Source organism: Pseudomonas helleri, assembly GCF_001043025.1.
Taxonomy (GTDB): Bacteria; Pseudomonadota; Gammaproteobacteria; order Pseudomonadales; family Pseudomonadaceae; genus Aquipseudomonas; species Aquipseudomonas helleri.
The window spans coordinates 431990-448940 of sequence record NZ_JYLD01000003.1 but is presented as its reverse complement, the minus strand read 5'-3'; the positions used below and the strand labels follow the sequence as shown (position 1 = coordinate 448940).

The following is a 16951-nucleotide window of genomic DNA, read 5'->3' as shown; positions in this document are numbered from 1 at the left end:
TGGCAGGGGCGGCTGGATTCGAACCAACGCATGGCAGGATCAAAACCTGCTGCCTTACCGCTTGGCGACGCCCCTGTATCTGTTGCTACGAGTACCGTGTACCCGTTTCCGTTTACAGATCTTGTAGCGTTCGATGCAACATCGAAACGTTGCTTCCTTTTGCTACAAACCCTGTAAGGGTCTCTGTAAGAAGGTGCAGCACTTTATCAGCACTTGCTTCGTTTGGGAAGGCCCCAAATATACAACTTCCAGTTCCAGTTAATTTTGCTTCGGTATATTTACCTAGCAAATTCAAAGCGTTACGTACTTCTGGATAACGCTCCTTCACCACTGCTTCGCAGTCGTTTCGGCTGTTTCCCTTGGGAACGGGGCGCACTTTAATGGGCAAAGAGTCACGTGTCAACAAAGGATCTGAAAATATTTCTGCTGTGCTGACAGAGACTTGCGGCACAAGTACGACGTACCAGGGCTCTTCCGGGTCTACAGGGGTAAGAATTTCGCCTACGCCTTCTGCGAAAGCGGCGTGCCCACGGACGAAAACCGGAACATCGGCTCCCAGGCTCAGGCCCAGTGCTGCCAACTGGTCTTCAGTCCAGTTCAATTGCCAGAGATGGTTGAGGCCCAGCAAGGTGGTGGCCGCATTTGAACTGCCGCCGCCAATGCCGCCGCCCATGGGCAATATCTTTTTGATCCAGATATCGATGCCCAGCGGGCTGTTGGACTGTTGTTGCAGTTTTTTCGCCGCTTTGACGATCAGGTTGTCGTCGTGCGCCACACCGGCAAACTCGGTGTGCAGGCAAATAACCCCGTCGTCGCGTACGGCGAAGGTCATTTCATCGCCGTAATCGAGGAATTGAAACAGGGTTTGCAGTTCGTGGTAGCCGTCTGCGCGACGACCCAAAATGTGCAGCATCAAATTCAGTTTTGCCGGGGAGGGCAAAACCAGTGCCTCTTTTTGCATCTTATTGTCCCAACTGACGCGGTTGCCAATCTTTCACGACCAGCGTGACGTCCAGATCCGTGCCGTGCAGTTTGACCCGCTCCGGCAACCAAAAACCATTTTGTTCGATGTAGCTCAGGTATTCGATCTGCCAGCCATCCTGTTCCAGGCTGGCAAGGCGGCTGTCGGCGTTCAGGGTCACGCGGCTTTTGCTGTCGGGCGCGGGCAGCCCGCGAACCCACCAGACCAAATGCGACACCGGCAAGCTCCAGCCCAACTGCTCGCCGAGCAATTGTTCCGGGGTGGTGGCTTCATAGCGGCCCTGGTTGGCGACCTCAAGGCTGACATTGCCCGGGCGGCCGGTCAGGCGGGCAGCGCCTCGGCCCAGCGGGCCCGACAGGCGAATGTCGTAGTAGTCCTGGCGTTGCAGCCAAAACAGTGTCGCGCTGCCCGAATCTTTAGGGGCACGAATGCCGACCTTGCCGTTGATTTGCCAGCCATCGAGTGCGCTCAGCTGCTGTTTATGCTGCGACCACAGGGCGGGGCTGCCGTGACCTTCGACCGATTCACGAGCGCCGAAACCCGCGCAACCGGCGAGCAGGGCGATCAGGCCAAAGGCAATGAGATGGCGTACATGACGAAAAAACATGATTTAAGGAGTCTCGGATCCGGTCAGGCGCAAGACGGTTTTGCGCAGAATAGGGCTGTCTGGGTTGTCCTTGAGGAACTGCCCCCAGAGTTTTTTGGCTTCACGCTGCTGGCCGCTCACCCACAACACTTCGCCTAAATGCGCGGCCACTTCTTGGTCGGGGAAGCGCTCCAGCGCCTGGCGCAGCAAACGTTCTGCTTCAGGCAAATTACCCAGGCGGAAGTTCACCCAGCCCAGGCTGTCGAGCACGGCCGGGTCTTCCGGGTTCAAATCGTAAGCTTGCTGGATGTATGTTTTGGCTTCGGCGTAGCGGGTGGTGCGGTCCGCAAGGGTGTAACCCAGCGCGTTCAAGGCCATGGCGTTGTCAGGTTCACGCTGGATAATGGCGCGCAAATCGGCCTCCATTTGCGGGAGGTCGTTACGTTTTTCGGCCAGCATGGCGCGTGAGTACAGCAGGTTCAGGTCGTCGGGGTATTGCTTGACGGCTTGTTGCAAAACGGCCCAGGCGCGATCGGTCTGATTGTTCGCCGACAGGGTTTCGGCTTCGATCAGGTACAGCTGAATCGCGTAGTCCGGCTGGGCGTCACGGGCAGCCGCCAGTTTTTGCGAGGCTTCGGCGCCGCGACCGTGATTGATCAAAATGTCTGCCTGGCGCAATTGTGCAGGCAAGTAGTCATTACCAGGCTCTACCAGTGCGTATTGAATCAATGCGCCTTGCGGGTCATTACGCTCTTCCGCAATGCGCCCCAGGTTCAAGTGTGCCGAGTCGACATGACTGTCGCGGTCGATCAGTTCTTGCAGATAGCCTTCGGCTTCGTCCCAGGACTTAAGCTCAAGGCACACCAGCGCCAGGGAGAAACGCAGTTCGTCGTCTTCCGGGTACTGCTGAACCAGGCTGGCGAATTGCACTTTTGCCTGATCGATGCGGTTTTGCTCGACCAGCGTACGTGCATAAGTCAGGCCCAGACGTTTGTCGTCCGGGTTGTCGCGCATGGTTTTTTGCAGCAGTGGCAAGGCTTCGTCACCACGGTTAAGGCTTTGCAGCAGGCGGGCGCGCAGCAGAATCGGGGCGATTTCACCGTCTTGCGGCGGATGCTGCTCTAGCAACTTCAAGGCGCCGGCCGCGTCATCGTCCTGTTGCATCAACAAGGCTTTGCCGAAGATCAGTTGATCGTTGTCCGGGTGCCTGACCAGCAGGCGATCAAAGTTTTTTTGCAGCCCGGCACGAGTCTCGGGGTCTGTTTCGAGGGCCGACAAGGCTAAAAAGTCGAAGTGCGTGTCGCCTTTGGCCTGCAGGACTTTTTCCATGTAGGCCATGGAATCGTCGTAGCGACCGCTGCGTGCCAGTTGAATGGCCGCCGCGCGTTGCGCGTCCAGGTCGTCCGGTGCGTTTCTGGCCCAGATCAGCACCGTGTCGAGGGCTGCCTGATCGGCGCCCAGGTATTCGGCGATGCGAAACGCGCGCTCGGCGACGCCAGGATCCTGGGTGTTGATCGCCTGCGTCACGTAGTTATCGAGGGCGATATCCAGGCGATTGCGTTGGCCGGCCAACTCCGCGCTCAGCAGGCTGTACAGCGTGTCTTCGCTGAACGAGCCATAAACCGTGGGCTTTTCCGGGACGGTGGTAACGTCTTCTGCCGCGGACGAAGCATCCGGGGACGTGGGGGCCAGAGACTGGCAGCCACTGAGAACGACGAGAGCAAGGAGCAACGCGGAGGATCTATTCATATAAGAGAAAGGCGACTTACCTGCGGTCTGGGCATCATGACACATGCGATGGTGCAAACCATAACAGGTGCGACTATCGATAGAAGCGATATAAGGCTCTGATGATGCGAGGGAAGATGAGTTCAACAGACGTTAACTATAGAGACAATAGTCAGCAATGGTTGTTCTGAATCAGACGAAGTAGGACAATTGTCGGCTTCTCGTCACCATCAGCGATATTGAATGGCCTTCCTCGCACTCGGTATTAACCACAAGACTGCTTCAGTAGACGTCCGCGAGCGCGTGGCATTTACTCCAGAGCAGTTGGTTGAAGCCTTGCAGCAACTCTGCCGCCTCACCGACAGTCGCGAAGCTGCGATCCTCTCGACCTGCAATCGCAGTGAGCTTTATCTCGAACAAGACCAGCTCGGTGCCGAAGCCGTGCTGAAATGGCTGGCCGAATATCACGATCTGAACTACGAAGAGCTGCGGGCGTGTGCCTACATCCATGAAGATGATGCGGCCGTTCGTCACATGATGCGTGTGGCTTCGGGGCTCGATTCGCTGGTGTTGGGCGAGCCGCAAATTCTCGGCCAGATGAAATCTGCCTACGCCGTGGCGCGTGAGGCGGGTACTGTCGGGCCGCTATTGGGGCGTCTGTTCCAGGCCACGTTCAACTCGGCCAAGCAAGTGCGCACCGACACGGCGATTGGTGAAAACCCGGTGTCGGTGGCCTTTGCTGCGGTGAGCCTGGCCAAGCAGATTTTCAGCGACTTGCAGCGCAGTCAGGCACTGCTGATCGGGGCGGGCGAGACCATCACCCTGGTCGCCCGGCACCTGCATGATCTGGGGGTTAAACGCATCGTGGTGGCTAACCGTACCTTGGAGCGGGCCAGTACCCTGGCCGAGCAGTTCGGCGCACATGCCGTGTTGTTGTCGGACATTCCACAAGAGCTGGTGCACAGCGATATCGTGATCAGCTCGACCGCCAGCCAATTGCCGATTCTGGGCAAGGGTGCTGTTGAAAGTGCCTTGAAGCTGCGCAAGCACAAGCCTATTTTCATGGTCGACATTGCCGTGCCACGGGATATCGAGCCAGAAGTCGGCGAGTTGGACGACGTTTACCTCTACACCGTCGACGACTTGCACGAAGTGGTCGCAGAAAACCTCAAGAGCCGTCAGGGCGCGGCCCAGGCCGCTGAAGAGCTGGTGAGCATCGGCGCCGAAGATTTCATGGTGCGTTTGCGTGAGCTGGCGGCGGTTGATGTGCTTAAAGCCTATCGCCAGCAAGGCGAGCGCCTGCGCGATGAAGAATTGCAAAAAGCCCTGCGGATGATGGCCAATGGCAGCAATCCGCAAGACGTATTGGTGCAACTGGCGCGTGGTTTAACCAATAAACTGCTTCACGCCCCCAGCGTGCAGCTTAAAAAGCTTTCCGCCGAAGGCCGCCTCGATGCGCTGGCCATGGCCCAAGAACTTTTTGCCCTCGGTGAGGGCTCATCGGATAGCTCTGCGGATAAAAAACTGTAATGAAAGCGTCACTGCTTAATAAGCTGGACATCCTCCGGGATCGATTTGAAGAATTGACCGCCTTGCTTGGCGATGGCGAGGTCATTTCTGATCAAACCAAGTTCCGCGCCTACTCCAAGGAGTACGCGGAGGTTGAGCCCATTGTTGCCGCCTACGTTCAGTGGCTCAAGGTGCAGGACGACCTCGAAGGTGCCCAGGCGCTGCTCAAGGACAACGACCCTGACATGCGCGAAATGGCGGTTGAAGAAGTCCGCGAAGCCAAAGAACAGCTCATCGGGCTGGAAAAAGACCTGCAACGCATGCTCTTGCCCAAAGACCCGAACGACGGGCGCAACGTTTTCCTCGAAATTCGAGCGGGCACCGGCGGTGATGAAGCGGCCATTTTTGCTGGCGACCTGTTTCGCATGTACTCGCGCTACGCCGAGCGTCGTGGCTGGCGGGTCGAGATTTTGTCGGAAAGCATCGGCGAACATGGTGGCTATAAAGAAGTCATCGCCCGGGTCGAAGGCGACAATGTCTACGGCAAGCTGAAGTTCGAGTCCGGCGCCCACCGCGTACAGCGTGTACCGGCCACCGAATCCCAGGGCCGTATCCATACGTCGGCCTGTACCGTTGCCGTTTTGCCTGAGCCCGACGAGCAAGAAGCGATCGAGATCAACCCGGCCGACTTGCGCGTCGACACCTACCGTTCCTCGGGGGCGGGTGGTCAGCACGTTAACAAAACCGACTCGGCCATTCGTATCACGCACTTGCCGACCGGCATTGTGGTCGAGTGTCAGGAAGAGCGTTCCCAGCATAAAAACCGGGCACGGGCGATGTCCTGGCTTTCAGCTAAATTGAATGACCAGCAAACCAGCGCCGCGGCCAACGCGATCGCCAGCGAGCGTAAATTGCTGGTGGGTTCGGGCGACCGTTCCGAGCGCATTCGCACCTACAACTTCGCGCAAGGCCGTGTCACAGACCATCGCGTCAACTTGACCTTGTATTCACTGGATGAAGTATTGGCCGGCGGTGTTGATGCCGTTATTGAGCCATTGTTAGCGGAATATCAGGCTGACCAACTGACAGCCCTGGGTGAATAAATGACCATTATTGCCAGTTTGTTACGTGCCGCTGAATTGCCCGACTCGCCCACCGCCCGTCTTGATGCGGAGCTGTTGCTGGCGGCCGCGCTGGGCAAACCGCGCAGTTACCTGCACACGTGGCCAGAAAAAATCGTCAGCAGCGAAGCCGCGTCGACCTTTTCAGACTTCTTGCAGCGCCGTCGCCAAGGTGAACCGGTGGCCTATATTTTGGGCCAGCAAGGGTTTTGGAAGCTCGACCTGGAAGTCGCGCCGCACACCTTGATCCCGCGCCCGGACACCGAGCTGCTGGTCGAAACGGCATTGGCGTTGCTGCCCCAGACCCCGGCCAAAGTGCTGGACCTGGGCACCGGCAGCGGGGCGATTGCCCTCGCGTTGGCCAGTGAGCGTGGCGCCTGGCAGGTGACGGCGGTCGACCGCGTGCCTGAAGCCGTGGCGCTGGCCGAACGCAACCGCCAGCGTTTGCAACTGGCCAACGTCAGCGTACTGCACAGCCACTGGTTCAGCGCTCTGGCCGATCAACGCTTTGACCTGATCATCAGCAACCCGCCCTACATCGCCGCAGGTGACTCGCACCTGGCCGAAGGTGACGTGCGCTTCGAGCCTGAAAGTGCGCTGGTGGCCGGTGCTGACGGGCTGGATGACATTCGCCACATCATTGCCCAAGCTCCGTTGCATTTAAATGCCGGTGGCTGGTTGATGCTTGAGCACGGCTACGACCAAGCGGCTGCGGTTCGTGAGCTGCTGCAAGGCGCGGGCTTTGAACAGGTAGAAAGCCGCAAAGACCTGGGCGCCCACGAACGCATTACCCTGGGCCGCCTGCCGTGCTGACCGATGAGGAGCTGTTGCGCTATAGCCGACAGATCCTGTTGCAACAGGTCGACATCGACGGCCAGCTCAAGCTGAAAAACAGCCGTGCGCTGATTGTCGGTCTGGGCGGGCTGGGTTCGCCGGTGGCGCTGTACTTGGCGGCAGCGGGGGTGGGTGAGTTGCACGTGGCTGACTTCGACAGCGTCGACGTGACCAACCTGCAACGCCAGATCATCCACGACAGCGCCAATGTCGGCGAAAGCAAGGTCGACTCGGCCATGCGCCGTCTTCGTCTGCTTAACCCGCACATCAAACTGGTTGCCCATCGCTCGGCACTGGATGCCGACTCGCTGGCCGAGGCCGTGTCCGCGGTGGACGTGGTGCTCGATTGCTGTGACAACTTTGGCACCCGCGAGGCCGTCAACCGCGCCTGTGTCGCGGCGCGCAAGCCACTGGTTAGCGGTGCGGCGATTCGCCTTGAGGGGCAATTATCGGTTTTTGACCCGCGCCAGCCCGCGAGCCCGTGTTACCACTGTTTATATGGGCACGGCAGCGACGAAGAGCTGACCTGCAGCGAAGCCGGCGTCATCGGTCCACTGGTGGGGCTGGTCGGCAGCCTGCAAGCGCTGGAGGCACTCAAGCTGCTGGCCGGTTTTGGCGAGCCACTGGTGGGGCGCCTGTTATTGATTGACGCCGTGACCACGCGCTTTCGCGAGTTGCGGGTCAAGCGCGATCCGGCCTGTAGCGTGTGCGGGGCTGGCCATGAGTGAAGCGCCGATTGGTGTGTTCGATTCCGGCGTCGGCGGTTTGTCGGTGTTGCGTGAGATCAACCAATTGTTGCCCAACGAATCGCTGCTCTATGTCGGCGACTGCGGGCATATTCCCTACGGCGAAAAAAGCCCCGAGTTCATTCGTGAGCGCTGCGCAATCATGGCTGAGTTCTTTCAGCGCGAAGGGGCCAAAGCTCTGGTGCTGGCGTGCAACACAGCGACCGTGGCGGCCGTGGCGGATTTGCGTCAGCGCTACCCCGACTGGCCCATGGTCGGCATGGAGCCTGCGGTAAAACCCGCTGCGGCAGCGACCCGCAGTGGCGTGGTCGGCGTGCTCGCCACCACCGGCACCTTGCAGAGTGCCAAGTTCGCCGCCTTGCTCGACCGCTTCGCCAGCACCGTAAAGGTCATCACCCAGCCGTGCCCCGGCCTGGTGGAATTGATCGAAACCGGCGATCTGAGCAGCGAGGCCTTGCGCACGATGCTGCGCGGCTATGTCGAGCCGCTGCTGGCCGCCGGCTGCGACACCATTATTCTGGGCTGCACGCATTACCCCTTCCTCAAGCCTTTGCTCAGCCAAATGCTCCCACCGTCGATCGTCTTGATCGACACCGGCGCCGCCGTGGCCCGCCAACTGCAACGCTTATTGGACGAGCGCGGCCTGTTGGCGAGCGGTCCTGCGCGGGAAACACAGCTATGGACCAGCGCGTCCCCCGAATCTCTAAGAAATATCCTTCATGTGTTGTGGAATAAATCTGGTCTTGTGCGAAGCTTCGATCTGTAAGAAAACATGAAGAGCATTTGAGTCGTTGAACTTTCTCAGGGGCTGGAGATTCATACTCATCGGTTTGATGAGGTACATAAAAATTAAGATCGGCATACGAAAATAGGATTTTCATATGAAACGTTTGATTGGCTTGGTGGCGCTGGCAACGGCCGCTCTGGGGTATAGCTATACGGCACAAGCGGCCGGCATTGAATTCGGTGTGGGGCACACCAGTGAGTCAACGATGACCTATCGTCTGGGCTTGAATTCAAATTGGGACAAAAGCTGGCTGCAAAGTGACGTCGGTCGTTTGACCGGTTACTGGAGCGGCGCTTACACCTACTGGGAAGGCGACAAGTCTTCGGCGAACAACAGCCTGTCGTTCTCGCCTGTCTTTGTGTACGAATTTGCGGGTGAAACGGTCAAGCCTTACCTGGAAGCCGGTATCGGCGTGGCGGTGTTTGGCCACACCGAGGTCGAGCGCAACAAATTGGGCACGGCGTTCCAGTTTGAAGACCGCCTGGGCTTTGGCCTGCGCTTTGCCGGTGGGCATGAAGTCGGCATTCGCGCGACTCACTACTCCAATGCCGGGTTATCCAGCACCAACGACGGCGTAGAAAGCTACTCGCTGCACTACACCCTCCCGCTGTAACCACCCCTGTAGGAGCGAGCTCGCCTCGCGATCTTTTGATCTTAAAAAGACGCTCGCTCCTACACGTACGCCGTCGAAATCCCCTGGCGTTCATTCAGGCATTCAACGTCGCCCATCTCGAAGTCTCGACAAATCAGCGGGCGCTGTTCGTAGATCGTGCACATCATGGTGTTGCGATCCAGCGCAGCACACCAGCCATCATCGAGCCTGAGCATCACCTCACCGCCCCAGTCATCGGTGTCGATAAAACGCTCGGGCACACCGGTGTCGGTGATCAGCATCACTTCCAGTTGGCAGCAACAGGCTGCGCACGTTGAACAGGTAACGGCGGGTTCGGTAATGTCGTTCAGGGGGATGTTGGTCATAGGCGCGCAGTGTAAGGCACAGCTGCGCTCAGGTGTGAACCCGCTGACCAGTCACCCGCACAATCACTGGCTTAGAGCGACGTCTCGCCCTGGTTGCGTGACAGGCGCTTGGCCAGTGCAACCTGCACGCGTTTTGGCAGGGTGGCCAGCAGGTTGAGCAGTTTTAGCAAGCGGGTCGGGAACACGACCTCCCGTGGCCGTTTTTGCAACTGCTGGCAGATGTACGCAGCGGCTTTAGAGGCAGGCCAGCGGCCCTGTATCGACAGCTCAGGGTTTTCTGCCCGCGACGTATCGACAAAGCCTGGGCTGACCAAGGTCACATCAATGCCTTCGTCGGCCAGATCAACCCGCAGTGATTCGAGCAAGTAACGCAGCCCCGACTTTGCCGCACCAAAAGCTTGTGCCCGGCGCTGCGGCGAGGCCGTGACCGCACTGACTACGCCCACCAGATGCGGTGAGCGTCCGGCGCGCAGCAAGGGCAGCGCGCTTTCAATGCAATAACTGCTGGCCAGCAAGTTGGTGCACACCGAGCGCTCGATCACCCGCGCATCAAATTGGCTGACATCGACATATTCACAGGTCCCGGCGCTCAGGATGACCGTGTCCAGGGCGCCCCAGCTTTGCGCGATGGTCATGCCGATTTCACGCACTTGCAGATGGTCGGTCAGGTCGCCGGGCACCAGCAACACCTGGCCGGGGAAGCGTTCAGACAACGCCACCAGCGGGCCCAGGGTACGGGCGGTCAAGGCAAGGTGAGCGCCGCGTTGCAGCAGCTCTTTTGCCATGTGCGCGCCAATACCGCTGCTGGCGCCGGTTAACCAGATGCGACGACCTTCAATCATGTTCCACCTCGAGAAGTTGTCGTGAAGGCAGGCTTTTGAAGGCGCTGAGGGCGCGTTCTCGGCTTTTCTTCAGATCGACAATGGGCGCAGGGTAATTGGCTACACCAAACAGGCCGCCAGCAGACGCCGGGTTGTGCACTTCTTTTTTATTCAGTGCAGCGAGCTCGGGCAACCAGTGCTTGATGAATTGCCCTTCAGAATCGAAGCGCTCGGACTGGCTTAACGGGTTGAAAATTCTGAAATACGGAACGGAGTCTGTACCGGTTGACGCGCTCCACTGCCAGCCGCCGTTGTTGGCCGCGAGGTCGCCATCAATCAAATGACGCATGAAAAAACGCTCGCCTTCGCGCCAGTCGATCAACAGGTTTTTGGTCAGGAACATCGCCACCACCATGCGCAGGCGGTTGTGCATCCAGCCGGTGGCCAGCAGTTGGCGGATCGCCGCGTCGACAATCGGCACGCCGGTACGGCCTTCTTGCCAGGCGGCCAGTTCGTCCGGGGCGTTACGCCAAGGCAAATATTCGGTTTCTGGTTTGAAGGCGCGGTGCCGTGAGACACGCGGGAAGCCCACCAGCACATGTTTGTAGAACTCGCGCCAGAGCAGTTCGTTAACCCAGGTGAAGACGCCAGGGCTGCCGCTTTCGAACTCACCGTTGTTGCTGCCCAGCGCCGCATGCAAGCACTGGCGAGGCGAAAGAACGCCTGCGGCCAAATAAGTGGACAGCTGGCTGGTGCCCGGCTTGGCGGGTAAATCGCGCTCGTCCTGGTAATAGTGAATTTGTTCACTGGTAAAGCGCGCCAAACGCTCATGGGCTTCATCTTCACCGGCGGGCCAGAGATCACGCAGAGCCTGGGGCGGTGTTTCAAAGCCGGAGATGGCCTGCGGCACGCTATCGCGTTTGATCAGCAGGGCCGCTTGCGCTTTGGGCGCCGCGACGGTTTTCGGCAGGGCCATGTGCAGGCGGTTGTAGCAGAGCCGACGGAACTGGGTGAACACCTTAAAATACGAGCCGGACTGCGTCAGTAGGCTGCCGGGCGCAAACAGTAGCTGGTCCAGATAGCTGTGAAAGCCGATGCCTTGGGCCTTAAGTGAGTCGGCAACAGCCTGGTCGCGACGGGTTTCGTGGATGCCGTATTCCTCGTTGACGTGCACGTCATCAATGCCCAATTGCTGGCACAACTCAAGCAGCACGGCGGGGGCCTGATCCCAGGTGTCGGCGGTGCGGATAAGCAGCGGGATGTTCAACCGTTGCAGGCTGTCGCTCAAGGTGCGCAGGTTGCGCAGCCAGAAATCGACTTTGCAGGGAGCATCGTCGTGCGCCAGCCATTGCTCAGGGCTGATCAGGTACACGGCCACGGTCGGGCCGCGCTCGGCACTGGCGCTCAGGGCGGTGTTGTCATGTTGGCGCAAATCGCTGCGTAACCACAAAAGTTGCATGTCTGTTCCTTGAAAACACTAAAAGAGGCGAAGTTGGCTCAGGCGTTGATGGGCTTCGATGGGGTCCTTTGCCAAAGACAAACCCGCGCTTTCAGCGCTGGATACCGCTAATTCGTCGTTGTGGATGGACACCGAGGGCCCGGCAATCAACACCGGGCAAGTGATCGCACTTAACAGTTTTGGCAGGTGTTGCAGGTTCAACGGTTTGCTCGAATACAGCACCACCGCGCGGGCGTTGAGCCGCTCGACCGCCACCGCCAGCTCACTGCCGGGTATCTGGGCGTCAAACACTTCAACCGGGCAATGGCTGCTGCTGACCATCAGGGCGGTAAGCCATAGATGGGGCTCGAATGGCCTGTCTGACTGGTTGATCAGCAGCACTGGCGGGCCGCTGAGGGAGCGGTTGTTGTGGTAAATCCGCGCGCCCAGTTTGCTGCGCAGCCAGGACTCAAAAAATACGCGTTCCAGTTGCGCGCCAAATTGGCCGTGCCAGTGTTGTTCCAGCTCGCTGATCAGCGGCATCAACAGGTGCTCGCACAAGGGTTGGGCCGGGTATAGCGACATGACCTGATTGAAGTTGTCATCAAGGCGGCGTTCCGCCAGTTCGCGGATCGCCAGGGTCAGCGCTTGGCGCCATGCGTGCCAATCATTGTCGGCAGGCTCATGGTAAGAGGGGGCAGAATCGAGCAGCGGTTTGATCTGGCTGACCGAAACCCCGCGGTTGAGCCAGGTCAAAATGCGTCGGATACGCAGAACATGGTCGGTAGAGAACAGACGGTGCCCTTTGGCGGTACGAAAGGGCACGATCAGGCCGTACCGGCGCTCCCAGGCACGCAGCGTGACGGCGTTGACACCGGTCATGCGGGCGACTTCGCGGATCGGTATCCAGCCTTCAGCCAGGGCTTTGCTGTAGTCCGAGTCGGGTGTATTGGACATGATCAGGTCATCGTTCATTGTCAGATAGCATTACGCAGGCTGAGGTTTTCAGGGTGCGGTTGCAGGTAGACCTGCCGCGAGATGTAAAGGTCCGGGTGCTGACGGAAGTGATGCTTGAGCAGGGTCAGTGGCACCACCAGCGGCACAATGCCCTTGAGGTACTGGCTGATCAGTTGCTGCATTTCCTGCTTGTCTTCAGGGCTGATGGAGCGCTTGAGGTAGCCGCTCAGGTGTTGCAGCACGTTGGTGTGCGTGCGCCGGGTGGCGCACTTTTTCAGCGCTTTCATCAATTCGCTGAAATAGTGCGGGGCGATGTCTCGCGGGTCTTGCTTGCCGAGGTTGCCCAGCAGGTTACCCAGCGCCTTGTATTGCACCGGGCTGTTGGCCATGAGCTGATATTTGTAACGGGCGTGGTATTCGGTGAGCGCGCGGCGCGTGATGCCTTGCTTGAGCAAGGCTTGCCATTCGCTGTAGGCGTACACACGGGTCAGGAAGTTTTCACGCAGCACCGGGTCATTCAGGCGACCGTCTTCTTCCACGGGCAAATCCGGGTGCGCCGCGCAAAACGCCTGGGCATAAATGCCACGGCCGCTCAATTCGGCAGGGCGGCCGCCGTCCTGGTACACCTTGACCCGCTCAAGCCCGCACGATGGCGACTTTTGCATAAAGATGTAGCCACAAATGTCGGTATGCGCCGCGGCCATTTCGACGCCGTAATCGTGTAACGGCCGGGTAACGTTCAGTTGGTTATCGACACTGCCGACAGCCTGTGGCTGCGCCGGGTCGCCGACCAGCCGTATGGCCTGGCGGGGAGTGCCCAAGCCAATGGCAACCTCGGGGCATAGCGGTACAAATTCAAAATGCTCGCTCAGGGTCTGACTGCACAGCCGCGATTCCTTGTGCCCACCATTGAAGCGAACCTCGGCGCCCAGCAAGCAGGCACTGATGGCAATTTTTGGTTTGTGCTGGCAAGAAGCAGTGCTGCCCATGTGACGAACCTCCAAGAAATACTTGTACATCTTTTAAGCGATGTACAACTTGGTTTCATCATAAGCGCAGGCTTGTACAAGTCAAATATCTTGTACAGGTATTTGAGGTTCAGGCGGGTCAGTTACAGCCAGCCCAGCTTCCACTCATCCGCCGCTTGCAAGTGTTGCCATGGCAGGCGCTGGTTGCGCTGGGTGAGCACGGCCTGAAGCTCGACTTCCAGCACGGTGCCTTCTTCGTCGCAGAACAATTGGGTGACCAGAAAGTGTTTTTCGCGGTGTTTGGGCTGCGCTGCCGTCCATTTGGACAGCAGCAGTTTGCGTGGATTAATGCGATTCACGACAAGTGCTCGATCAGTCGGCGGGCGGCTTCCTGGCCGCTGAGCCAGGCCCCTTCGACCCGGCCAGACAAGCACCAGTCGCCGCAGGCATAGAGTCCCAGGTCCGCATCGGCCAGCGCGCCCCACTCATGGGCAGATGACGGCCGGGCGTAGAGCCAGCGGTGGGCCAGGGTGAAGACCGGCGCGGGCATGGTGCAGTGGATCAGCTCCGCAAAGGCGCCGTGCAAGTGTTCGATCACGGCCTCTTTGGGCAGGTCGAGGTTCTGTTTGCTCCAGGCGCTGGTCGCGTGCAAAACCCAGGTGTCCGGGGTGTCTTCGCGGCCGGGCTTGCTGCGGTTACGGGCCAGCCAGTCGAGCGGGCTGTCTTGTACAAAGCAGCCCTCCATCGGGGTGTCGAGCGGTGTCTCGAAAGCCAGAGCGACGGCCCAGGTAGGGTCCATTTTGACCCCGGCCACAGTGGTGGCCAGTTTAGGCGCTGCGGCCAGCAGGGCGATTGCCTGCGGGGCAGGGGTGGCAACAATCACATGGCTAAAGGGGCCATGGGTGCATTCGTCCGAGTCGAGCAAGTGCCAGTGTTTTTCGCCGTGGATCAAATCGGTAATCCGGCACGAAAAGTTCACCGTCAGGCGCCCGAGCATCCCGCGAGTAATGGCGCTCATGCGCGGTGCACCGACCCAGCGGGTTTGCTCGTCGGGCGAGGGCGTCAGTTGGCCGTTTTTGTGGTTGTACAAATGCGGCGACCATTCTGCGGCCCAGCCATGGGCTTGCCACTGCTGGACTTCATCGACAAATCGACGGTCACGGGCAGTGAAATACTGTGCACCCAGATCCAGCGAGCCGGCATCGCTGCGCTTGCTCGACATGCGCCCGCCGCTGCCTCGACTTTTATCAAAAAGATGAACCGCGTAACCGGCCTTGTGCAGCGCGTTGGCGGCTGAGAGTCCGGCAATGCCGGCTCCGATGATCGCAATGGGTACAGTCATATTGGTCTCGTTCCCCTGTTTGCACAGACTTCGTTTTCTATAATACCTGTACAAATTTATTTTTTGGTATAGGTTTTAGTGCGCCTGCCGAGTCAGACTGACCTATTCTTTATAAGGCCAATGGCCCATTCATGAGCCTTCTTTTAAAAATAGACCAGTGCTCTGCATAAAACTCCTCGGGAGGTTCACCCCATGCACATATTGCTGACCGGCGGTACAGGCTTGATAGGCCGCCAACTGTGTCGTCACTGGCTGGCGCAAGGTCATCGCCTGAGTGTGTGGAGCCGCCAGCCTGAACGCGTGCAAGAACTGTGCGGGGCGGGCGTTCGGGGCATCGAGCACCTGGTTGAGTTAAGCCACGAGCCAGTAGACGTCGTGGTCAATCTGGCCGGGGCGCCGATTGCCGGCGGCCGCTGGACACGCAAGCGCAAGGCGCAGTTGTGGAGCAGCCGGGTCACGCTCACCGAAACGCTTTTAGTCTGGCTCGAAAGCCTCGAACACAAACCTTCGGTGCTGATCTCCGGGTCGGCCGTTGGCTGGTATGGCGACGGCGGTGAGCGTGAACTGACCGAAGAATCGCCGCCGGTCAACGACGATTTCGCGTCCCACTTGTGCATTGCCTGGGAAGAAACCGCTCAGCGTGCCCAAGCCTTGGGCATTCGTGTGGTGCTGGTGCGCACGGGGTTGGTGTTGGCGGCTGAAGGCGGCTTTTTGTCGCGCCTGGTGCTGCCGTTCAAGATGGGCTTGGGCGGCCCGGTGGGCAACGGTCGGCAATGGATGTCGTGGATTCACATCAAAGACCAAATTGCCCTGATTGATTTTCTTGTGCATGAGAATGCCGCCTCGGGTCCTTATAATGCCTGCGCCCCGCACCCGGTACGCAACGCTGAGTTCGCCAAAACCTTGGGCAGCGTGTTGCACCGTCCGGCGTTCATGCCAGCACCGGCGTTTGTTTTGCAGGTGGGATTGGGCGAGATGGCAACGTTATTGTTGGGTGGCCAGCGGGCAATGCCCGCCCGCTTGCTGGCTGCCGGTTTCACTTTTCAGTTCACCGATTTGCGTGCGGCGCTAGACGATCTTTCCGCCCGCCTCTGAAATAGGATGTTGCATGACCGACCACGCGCTGTTGCTGGTTAACCTGGGTTCGCCGGCGTCTACTTCGGTAGCGGATGTACGCAGCTACTTGAACCAGTTTTTGATGGACCCATATGTCATCGACTTGCCGTGGCCTGTGCGTCGACTGTTGGTGTCCTTGATTTTGATCAAGCGGCCCGAGCAGTCGGCGCATGCCTACGCCTCGATCTGGTGGGACGAAGGCTCACCGCTGGTGGTGTTGAGCCGCCGCTTGCAGCAGGCGATGACCCGTGAATGGACCAAAGGCCCGGTCGAGCTGGCCATGCGCTATGGCGAGCCGTCGATTGAAACCGTGCTCACGCGTCTGGCTGCGCAAGGCGTCAAGCAGGTGACGCTAGCGCCACTGTATCCACAGTTCGCGGACAGCACCGTGACCACGGTGATTGAAGAAGCCAAGCGAGTGGTCAAGGCCAAAAAGCTGTCGATGCAGTTCTCGATTGTGCAGCCGTTTTACGATCAGGCTGAATACCTTGACGCCTTGGTGGCCAGCGCCCGGCCGCATCTGGAACAAGACTACGATCACTTGTTGCTGAGCTTTCACGGCTTGCCTGAGCGGCATTTGCACAAGCTGGACCCGACCGGCAATCACTGCTTCAAAAATGCCGATTGCTGCCAGAATGCATCGACCGAAGTGCTGGCGACCTGCTACCGGGCGCAATGCTTGCGCACCGCTCAATCGTTTGCCGAGCGCATGGGCTTGCCTGAGGGCAAGTGGTCGGTGGCCTTTCAGTCGCGGTTAGGCCGGGCCAAGTGGATCGAACCCTACACCGAAGCGCGTCTGGATGCGTTGGCCAAAGACGGCGTGAAGAAAATTCTGGTGATGTGCCCGGCGTTTGTTGCCGATTGCATCGAGACCCTGGAAGAGATTGGCGATCGCGGACGCGAGCAGTTTATTGAGGCGGGGGGCGAGGAGCTGGTGCTGGTGCCGTGTCTCAATGACAACCCGGAGTGGGCGGCGGCGTTGAATACTATCTGTGAAAGGGCGCCGTTGGCGCTATAAAAGCTGCAAAGACTGTAGGA

General features: G+C 59.0%; 18 protein-coding genes and 1 tRNA gene. 8 read left to right on the top strand and 11 right to left on the bottom strand.

What is annotated here, in order from left to right; genetic code table 11:
- From TU84_RS07515 to TU84_RS07500, 4 genes are all read right to left on the bottom strand, one after another.
- A tRNA-Gln gene (locus tag TU84_RS07515) sits at positions 1 to 75 on the bottom strand.
- A gap of 37 nt (positions 76 to 112) precedes the next feature.
- Positions 113 to 961: a 4-(cytidine 5'-diphospho)-2-C-methyl-D-erythritol kinase gene (gene ispE, locus TU84_RS07510; protein WP_048368412.1), complete on the bottom strand. Its 849-nt coding sequence runs from the start codon at positions 959 to 961 to the stop codon at positions 113 to 115.
- A 1-nt stretch (position 962) separates the two neighbouring features.
- On the bottom strand, positions 963 to 1589 hold the full coding sequence (gene lolB, locus TU84_RS07505; protein WP_048368411.1) for a lipoprotein insertase outer membrane protein LolB: 627 nt from the start codon (positions 1587 to 1589) through the stop codon (positions 963 to 965).
- 3 nt (positions 1590 to 1592) lie between these two features.
- Entirely contained in the window at positions 1593 to 3317 is a 1725-nt protein-coding gene (locus tag TU84_RS07500; RefSeq protein WP_048368410.1) for a tetratricopeptide repeat protein, read from the bottom strand.
- A 222-nt stretch (positions 3318 to 3539) separates the two neighbouring features.
- Here TU84_RS07500 and hemA point away from each other — a divergent pair, with 222 nt between their 5' ends.
- The 6 genes from hemA (at position 3540) to TU84_RS07470 (ending at position 8906) form a co-directional block, all read left to right on the top strand.
- Positions 3540 to 4826, top strand: coding sequence for a glutamyl-tRNA reductase (hemA, locus tag TU84_RS07495; RefSeq protein WP_048368409.1), 1287 nt, complete (start codon positions 3540 to 3542; stop codon positions 4824 to 4826).
- Positions 4826 to 5908, top strand: coding sequence for a peptide chain release factor 1 (gene prfA / locus TU84_RS07490; RefSeq protein ID WP_048368408.1), 1083 nt, complete (start codon positions 4826 to 4828; stop codon positions 5906 to 5908). Before hemA ends, prfA begins: the two co-directional genes overlap by 1 nt.
- Positions 5909 to 6739 carry a peptide chain release factor N(5)-glutamine methyltransferase gene (prmC, locus tag TU84_RS07485; RefSeq protein ID WP_048368407.1) on the top strand — a complete coding sequence of 277 codons (831 nt, stop codon included), beginning with the start codon at positions 5909 to 5911 and terminating at the stop codon, positions 6737 to 6739.
- A complete protein-coding gene (locus tag TU84_RS07480) occupies positions 6733 to 7488 on the top strand; it encodes a molybdopterin-synthase adenylyltransferase MoeB (protein ID WP_048368406.1) in 756 nt (251 codons plus the stop codon). The genes prmC and TU84_RS07480 overlap by 7 nt, the downstream gene beginning before the upstream one ends.
- A complete protein-coding gene (murI, locus tag TU84_RS07475) occupies positions 7481 to 8272 on the top strand; it encodes a glutamate racemase (protein WP_048368405.1) in 792 nt (263 codons plus the stop codon). Before TU84_RS07480 ends, murI begins: the two co-directional genes overlap by 8 nt.
- A 115-nt stretch (positions 8273 to 8387) precedes the next feature.
- The gene (locus TU84_RS07470) at positions 8388 to 8906 is read left to right on the top strand and encodes an acyloxyacyl hydrolase (RefSeq protein WP_048368404.1); all 519 of its coding nucleotides are present in this window, start codon (positions 8388 to 8390) and stop codon (positions 8904 to 8906) included.
- Positions 8907 to 8965: 59 nt separating this feature from the next.
- On the opposite strand, the gene TU84_RS07465 is transcribed toward TU84_RS07470, so the two are convergent.
- From TU84_RS07465 to TU84_RS07435, 7 genes are all read right to left on the bottom strand, one after another.
- The gene (locus TU84_RS07465; protein WP_048368403.1) at positions 8966 to 9271 is read right to left on the bottom strand and encodes a YkgJ family cysteine cluster protein; all 306 of its coding nucleotides are present in this window, start codon (positions 9269 to 9271) and stop codon (positions 8966 to 8968) included.
- 71 nt (positions 9272 to 9342) lie between these two features.
- Complete coding sequence (locus TU84_RS07460; protein ID WP_048368402.1) at positions 9343 to 10113, bottom strand: SDR family NAD(P)-dependent oxidoreductase; 771 nt, start codon at positions 10111 to 10113, stop codon at positions 9343 to 9345.
- Positions 10106 to 11551: a deoxyribodipyrimidine photo-lyase gene (gene phrB / locus TU84_RS07455; RefSeq protein WP_048368401.1), complete on the bottom strand. Its 1446-nt coding sequence runs from the start codon at positions 11549 to 11551 to the stop codon at positions 10106 to 10108. The genes TU84_RS07460 and phrB overlap by 8 nt, the downstream gene beginning before the upstream one ends.
- An 18-nt stretch (positions 11552 to 11569) precedes the next feature.
- Positions 11570 to 12505, bottom strand: a complete 936-nt coding sequence (locus TU84_RS07450; protein ID WP_048368400.1) for a MerR family transcriptional regulator — start codon at positions 12503 to 12505, stop codon at positions 11570 to 11572.
- A 2-nt stretch (positions 12506 to 12507) separates the two neighbouring features.
- Positions 12508 to 13476, bottom strand: coding sequence for a YbgA family protein (locus TU84_RS07445; protein WP_048368399.1), 969 nt, complete (start codon positions 13474 to 13476; stop codon positions 12508 to 12510).
- A 122-nt stretch (positions 13477 to 13598) separates the two neighbouring features.
- Positions 13599 to 13814 (bottom strand): TIGR02450 family Trp-rich protein, encoded by a 216-nt coding sequence (locus tag TU84_RS07440; RefSeq protein ID WP_048368398.1) that lies wholly within the window; start codon positions 13812 to 13814, stop codon positions 13599 to 13601.
- The gene (locus TU84_RS07435) at positions 13811 to 14797 is read right to left on the bottom strand and encodes an NAD(P)/FAD-dependent oxidoreductase (protein ID WP_048368397.1); all 987 of its coding nucleotides are present in this window, start codon (positions 14795 to 14797) and stop codon (positions 13811 to 13813) included. Before TU84_RS07435 ends, TU84_RS07440 begins: the two co-directional genes overlap by 4 nt.
- A gap of 192 nt (positions 14798 to 14989) precedes the next feature.
- Here TU84_RS07435 and TU84_RS07430 point away from each other — a divergent pair, with 192 nt between their 5' ends.
- Entirely contained in the window at positions 14990 to 15892 is a 903-nt protein-coding gene (locus TU84_RS07430) for a TIGR01777 family oxidoreductase (protein WP_048368396.1), read from the top strand.
- 13 nt (positions 15893 to 15905) lie between these two features.
- On the top strand, positions 15906 to 16931 hold the full coding sequence (gene hemH, locus TU84_RS07425) for a ferrochelatase (RefSeq protein WP_048368395.1): 1026 nt from the start codon (positions 15906 to 15908) through the stop codon (positions 16929 to 16931).
- The last annotated feature ends 20 nt before the right edge of the window (positions 16932 to 16951 follow it).

Excerpts from the sequence above, each read along its gene's own strand:
- ispE (WP_048368412.1), bottom strand. The coding sequence starts at position 961 with ATGCAAAAAGAGGCACTGGTTTTGCCCTCCCCGGCAAAACTGAATTTG.
- lolB (WP_048368411.1), bottom strand. The coding sequence starts at position 1,589 with ATGTTTTTTCGTCATGTACGCCATCTCATTGCCTTTGGCCTGATCGCC.
- TU84_RS07500 (WP_048368410.1), bottom strand. The coding sequence starts at position 3,317 with ATGAATAGATCCTCCGCGTTGCTCCTTGCTCTCGTCGTTCTCAGTGGC.
- hemA (WP_048368409.1), top strand. The coding sequence starts at position 3,540 with ATGGCCTTCCTCGCACTCGGTATTAACCACAAGACTGCTTCAGTAGAC.
- prfA (WP_048368408.1), top strand. The coding sequence starts at position 4,826 with ATGAAAGCGTCACTGCTTAATAAGCTGGACATCCTCCGGGATCGATTT.
- prmC (WP_048368407.1), top strand. The coding sequence starts at position 5,909 with ATGACCATTATTGCCAGTTTGTTACGTGCCGCTGAATTGCCCGACTCG.
- murI (WP_048368405.1), top strand. The coding sequence starts at position 7,481 with ATGAGTGAAGCGCCGATTGGTGTGTTCGATTCCGGCGTCGGCGGTTTG.
- TU84_RS07470 (WP_048368404.1), top strand. The coding sequence starts at position 8,388 with ATGAAACGTTTGATTGGCTTGGTGGCGCTGGCAACGGCCGCTCTGGGG.
- TU84_RS07465 (WP_048368403.1), bottom strand. The coding sequence starts at position 9,271 with ATGACCAACATCCCCCTGAACGACATTACCGAACCCGCCGTTACCTGT.
- TU84_RS07460 (WP_048368402.1), bottom strand. The coding sequence starts at position 10,113 with ATGATTGAAGGTCGTCGCATCTGGTTAACCGGCGCCAGCAGCGGTATT.
- phrB (WP_048368401.1), bottom strand. The coding sequence starts at position 11,551 with ATGCAACTTTTGTGGTTACGCAGCGATTTGCGCCAACATGACAACACC.
- TU84_RS07450 (WP_048368400.1), bottom strand. The coding sequence starts at position 12,505 with ATGAACGATGACCTGATCATGTCCAATACACCCGACTCGGACTACAGC.
- TU84_RS07445 (WP_048368399.1), bottom strand. The coding sequence starts at position 13,476 with ATGGGCAGCACTGCTTCTTGCCAGCACAAACCAAAAATTGCCATCAGT.
- TU84_RS07435 (WP_048368397.1), bottom strand. The coding sequence starts at position 14,797 with ATGACTGTACCCATTGCGATCATCGGAGCCGGCATTGCCGGACTCTCA.
- TU84_RS07430 (WP_048368396.1), top strand. The coding sequence starts at position 14,990 with ATGCACATATTGCTGACCGGCGGTACAGGCTTGATAGGCCGCCAACTG.
- hemH (WP_048368395.1), top strand. The coding sequence starts at position 15,906 with ATGACCGACCACGCGCTGTTGCTGGTTAACCTGGGTTCGCCGGCGTCT.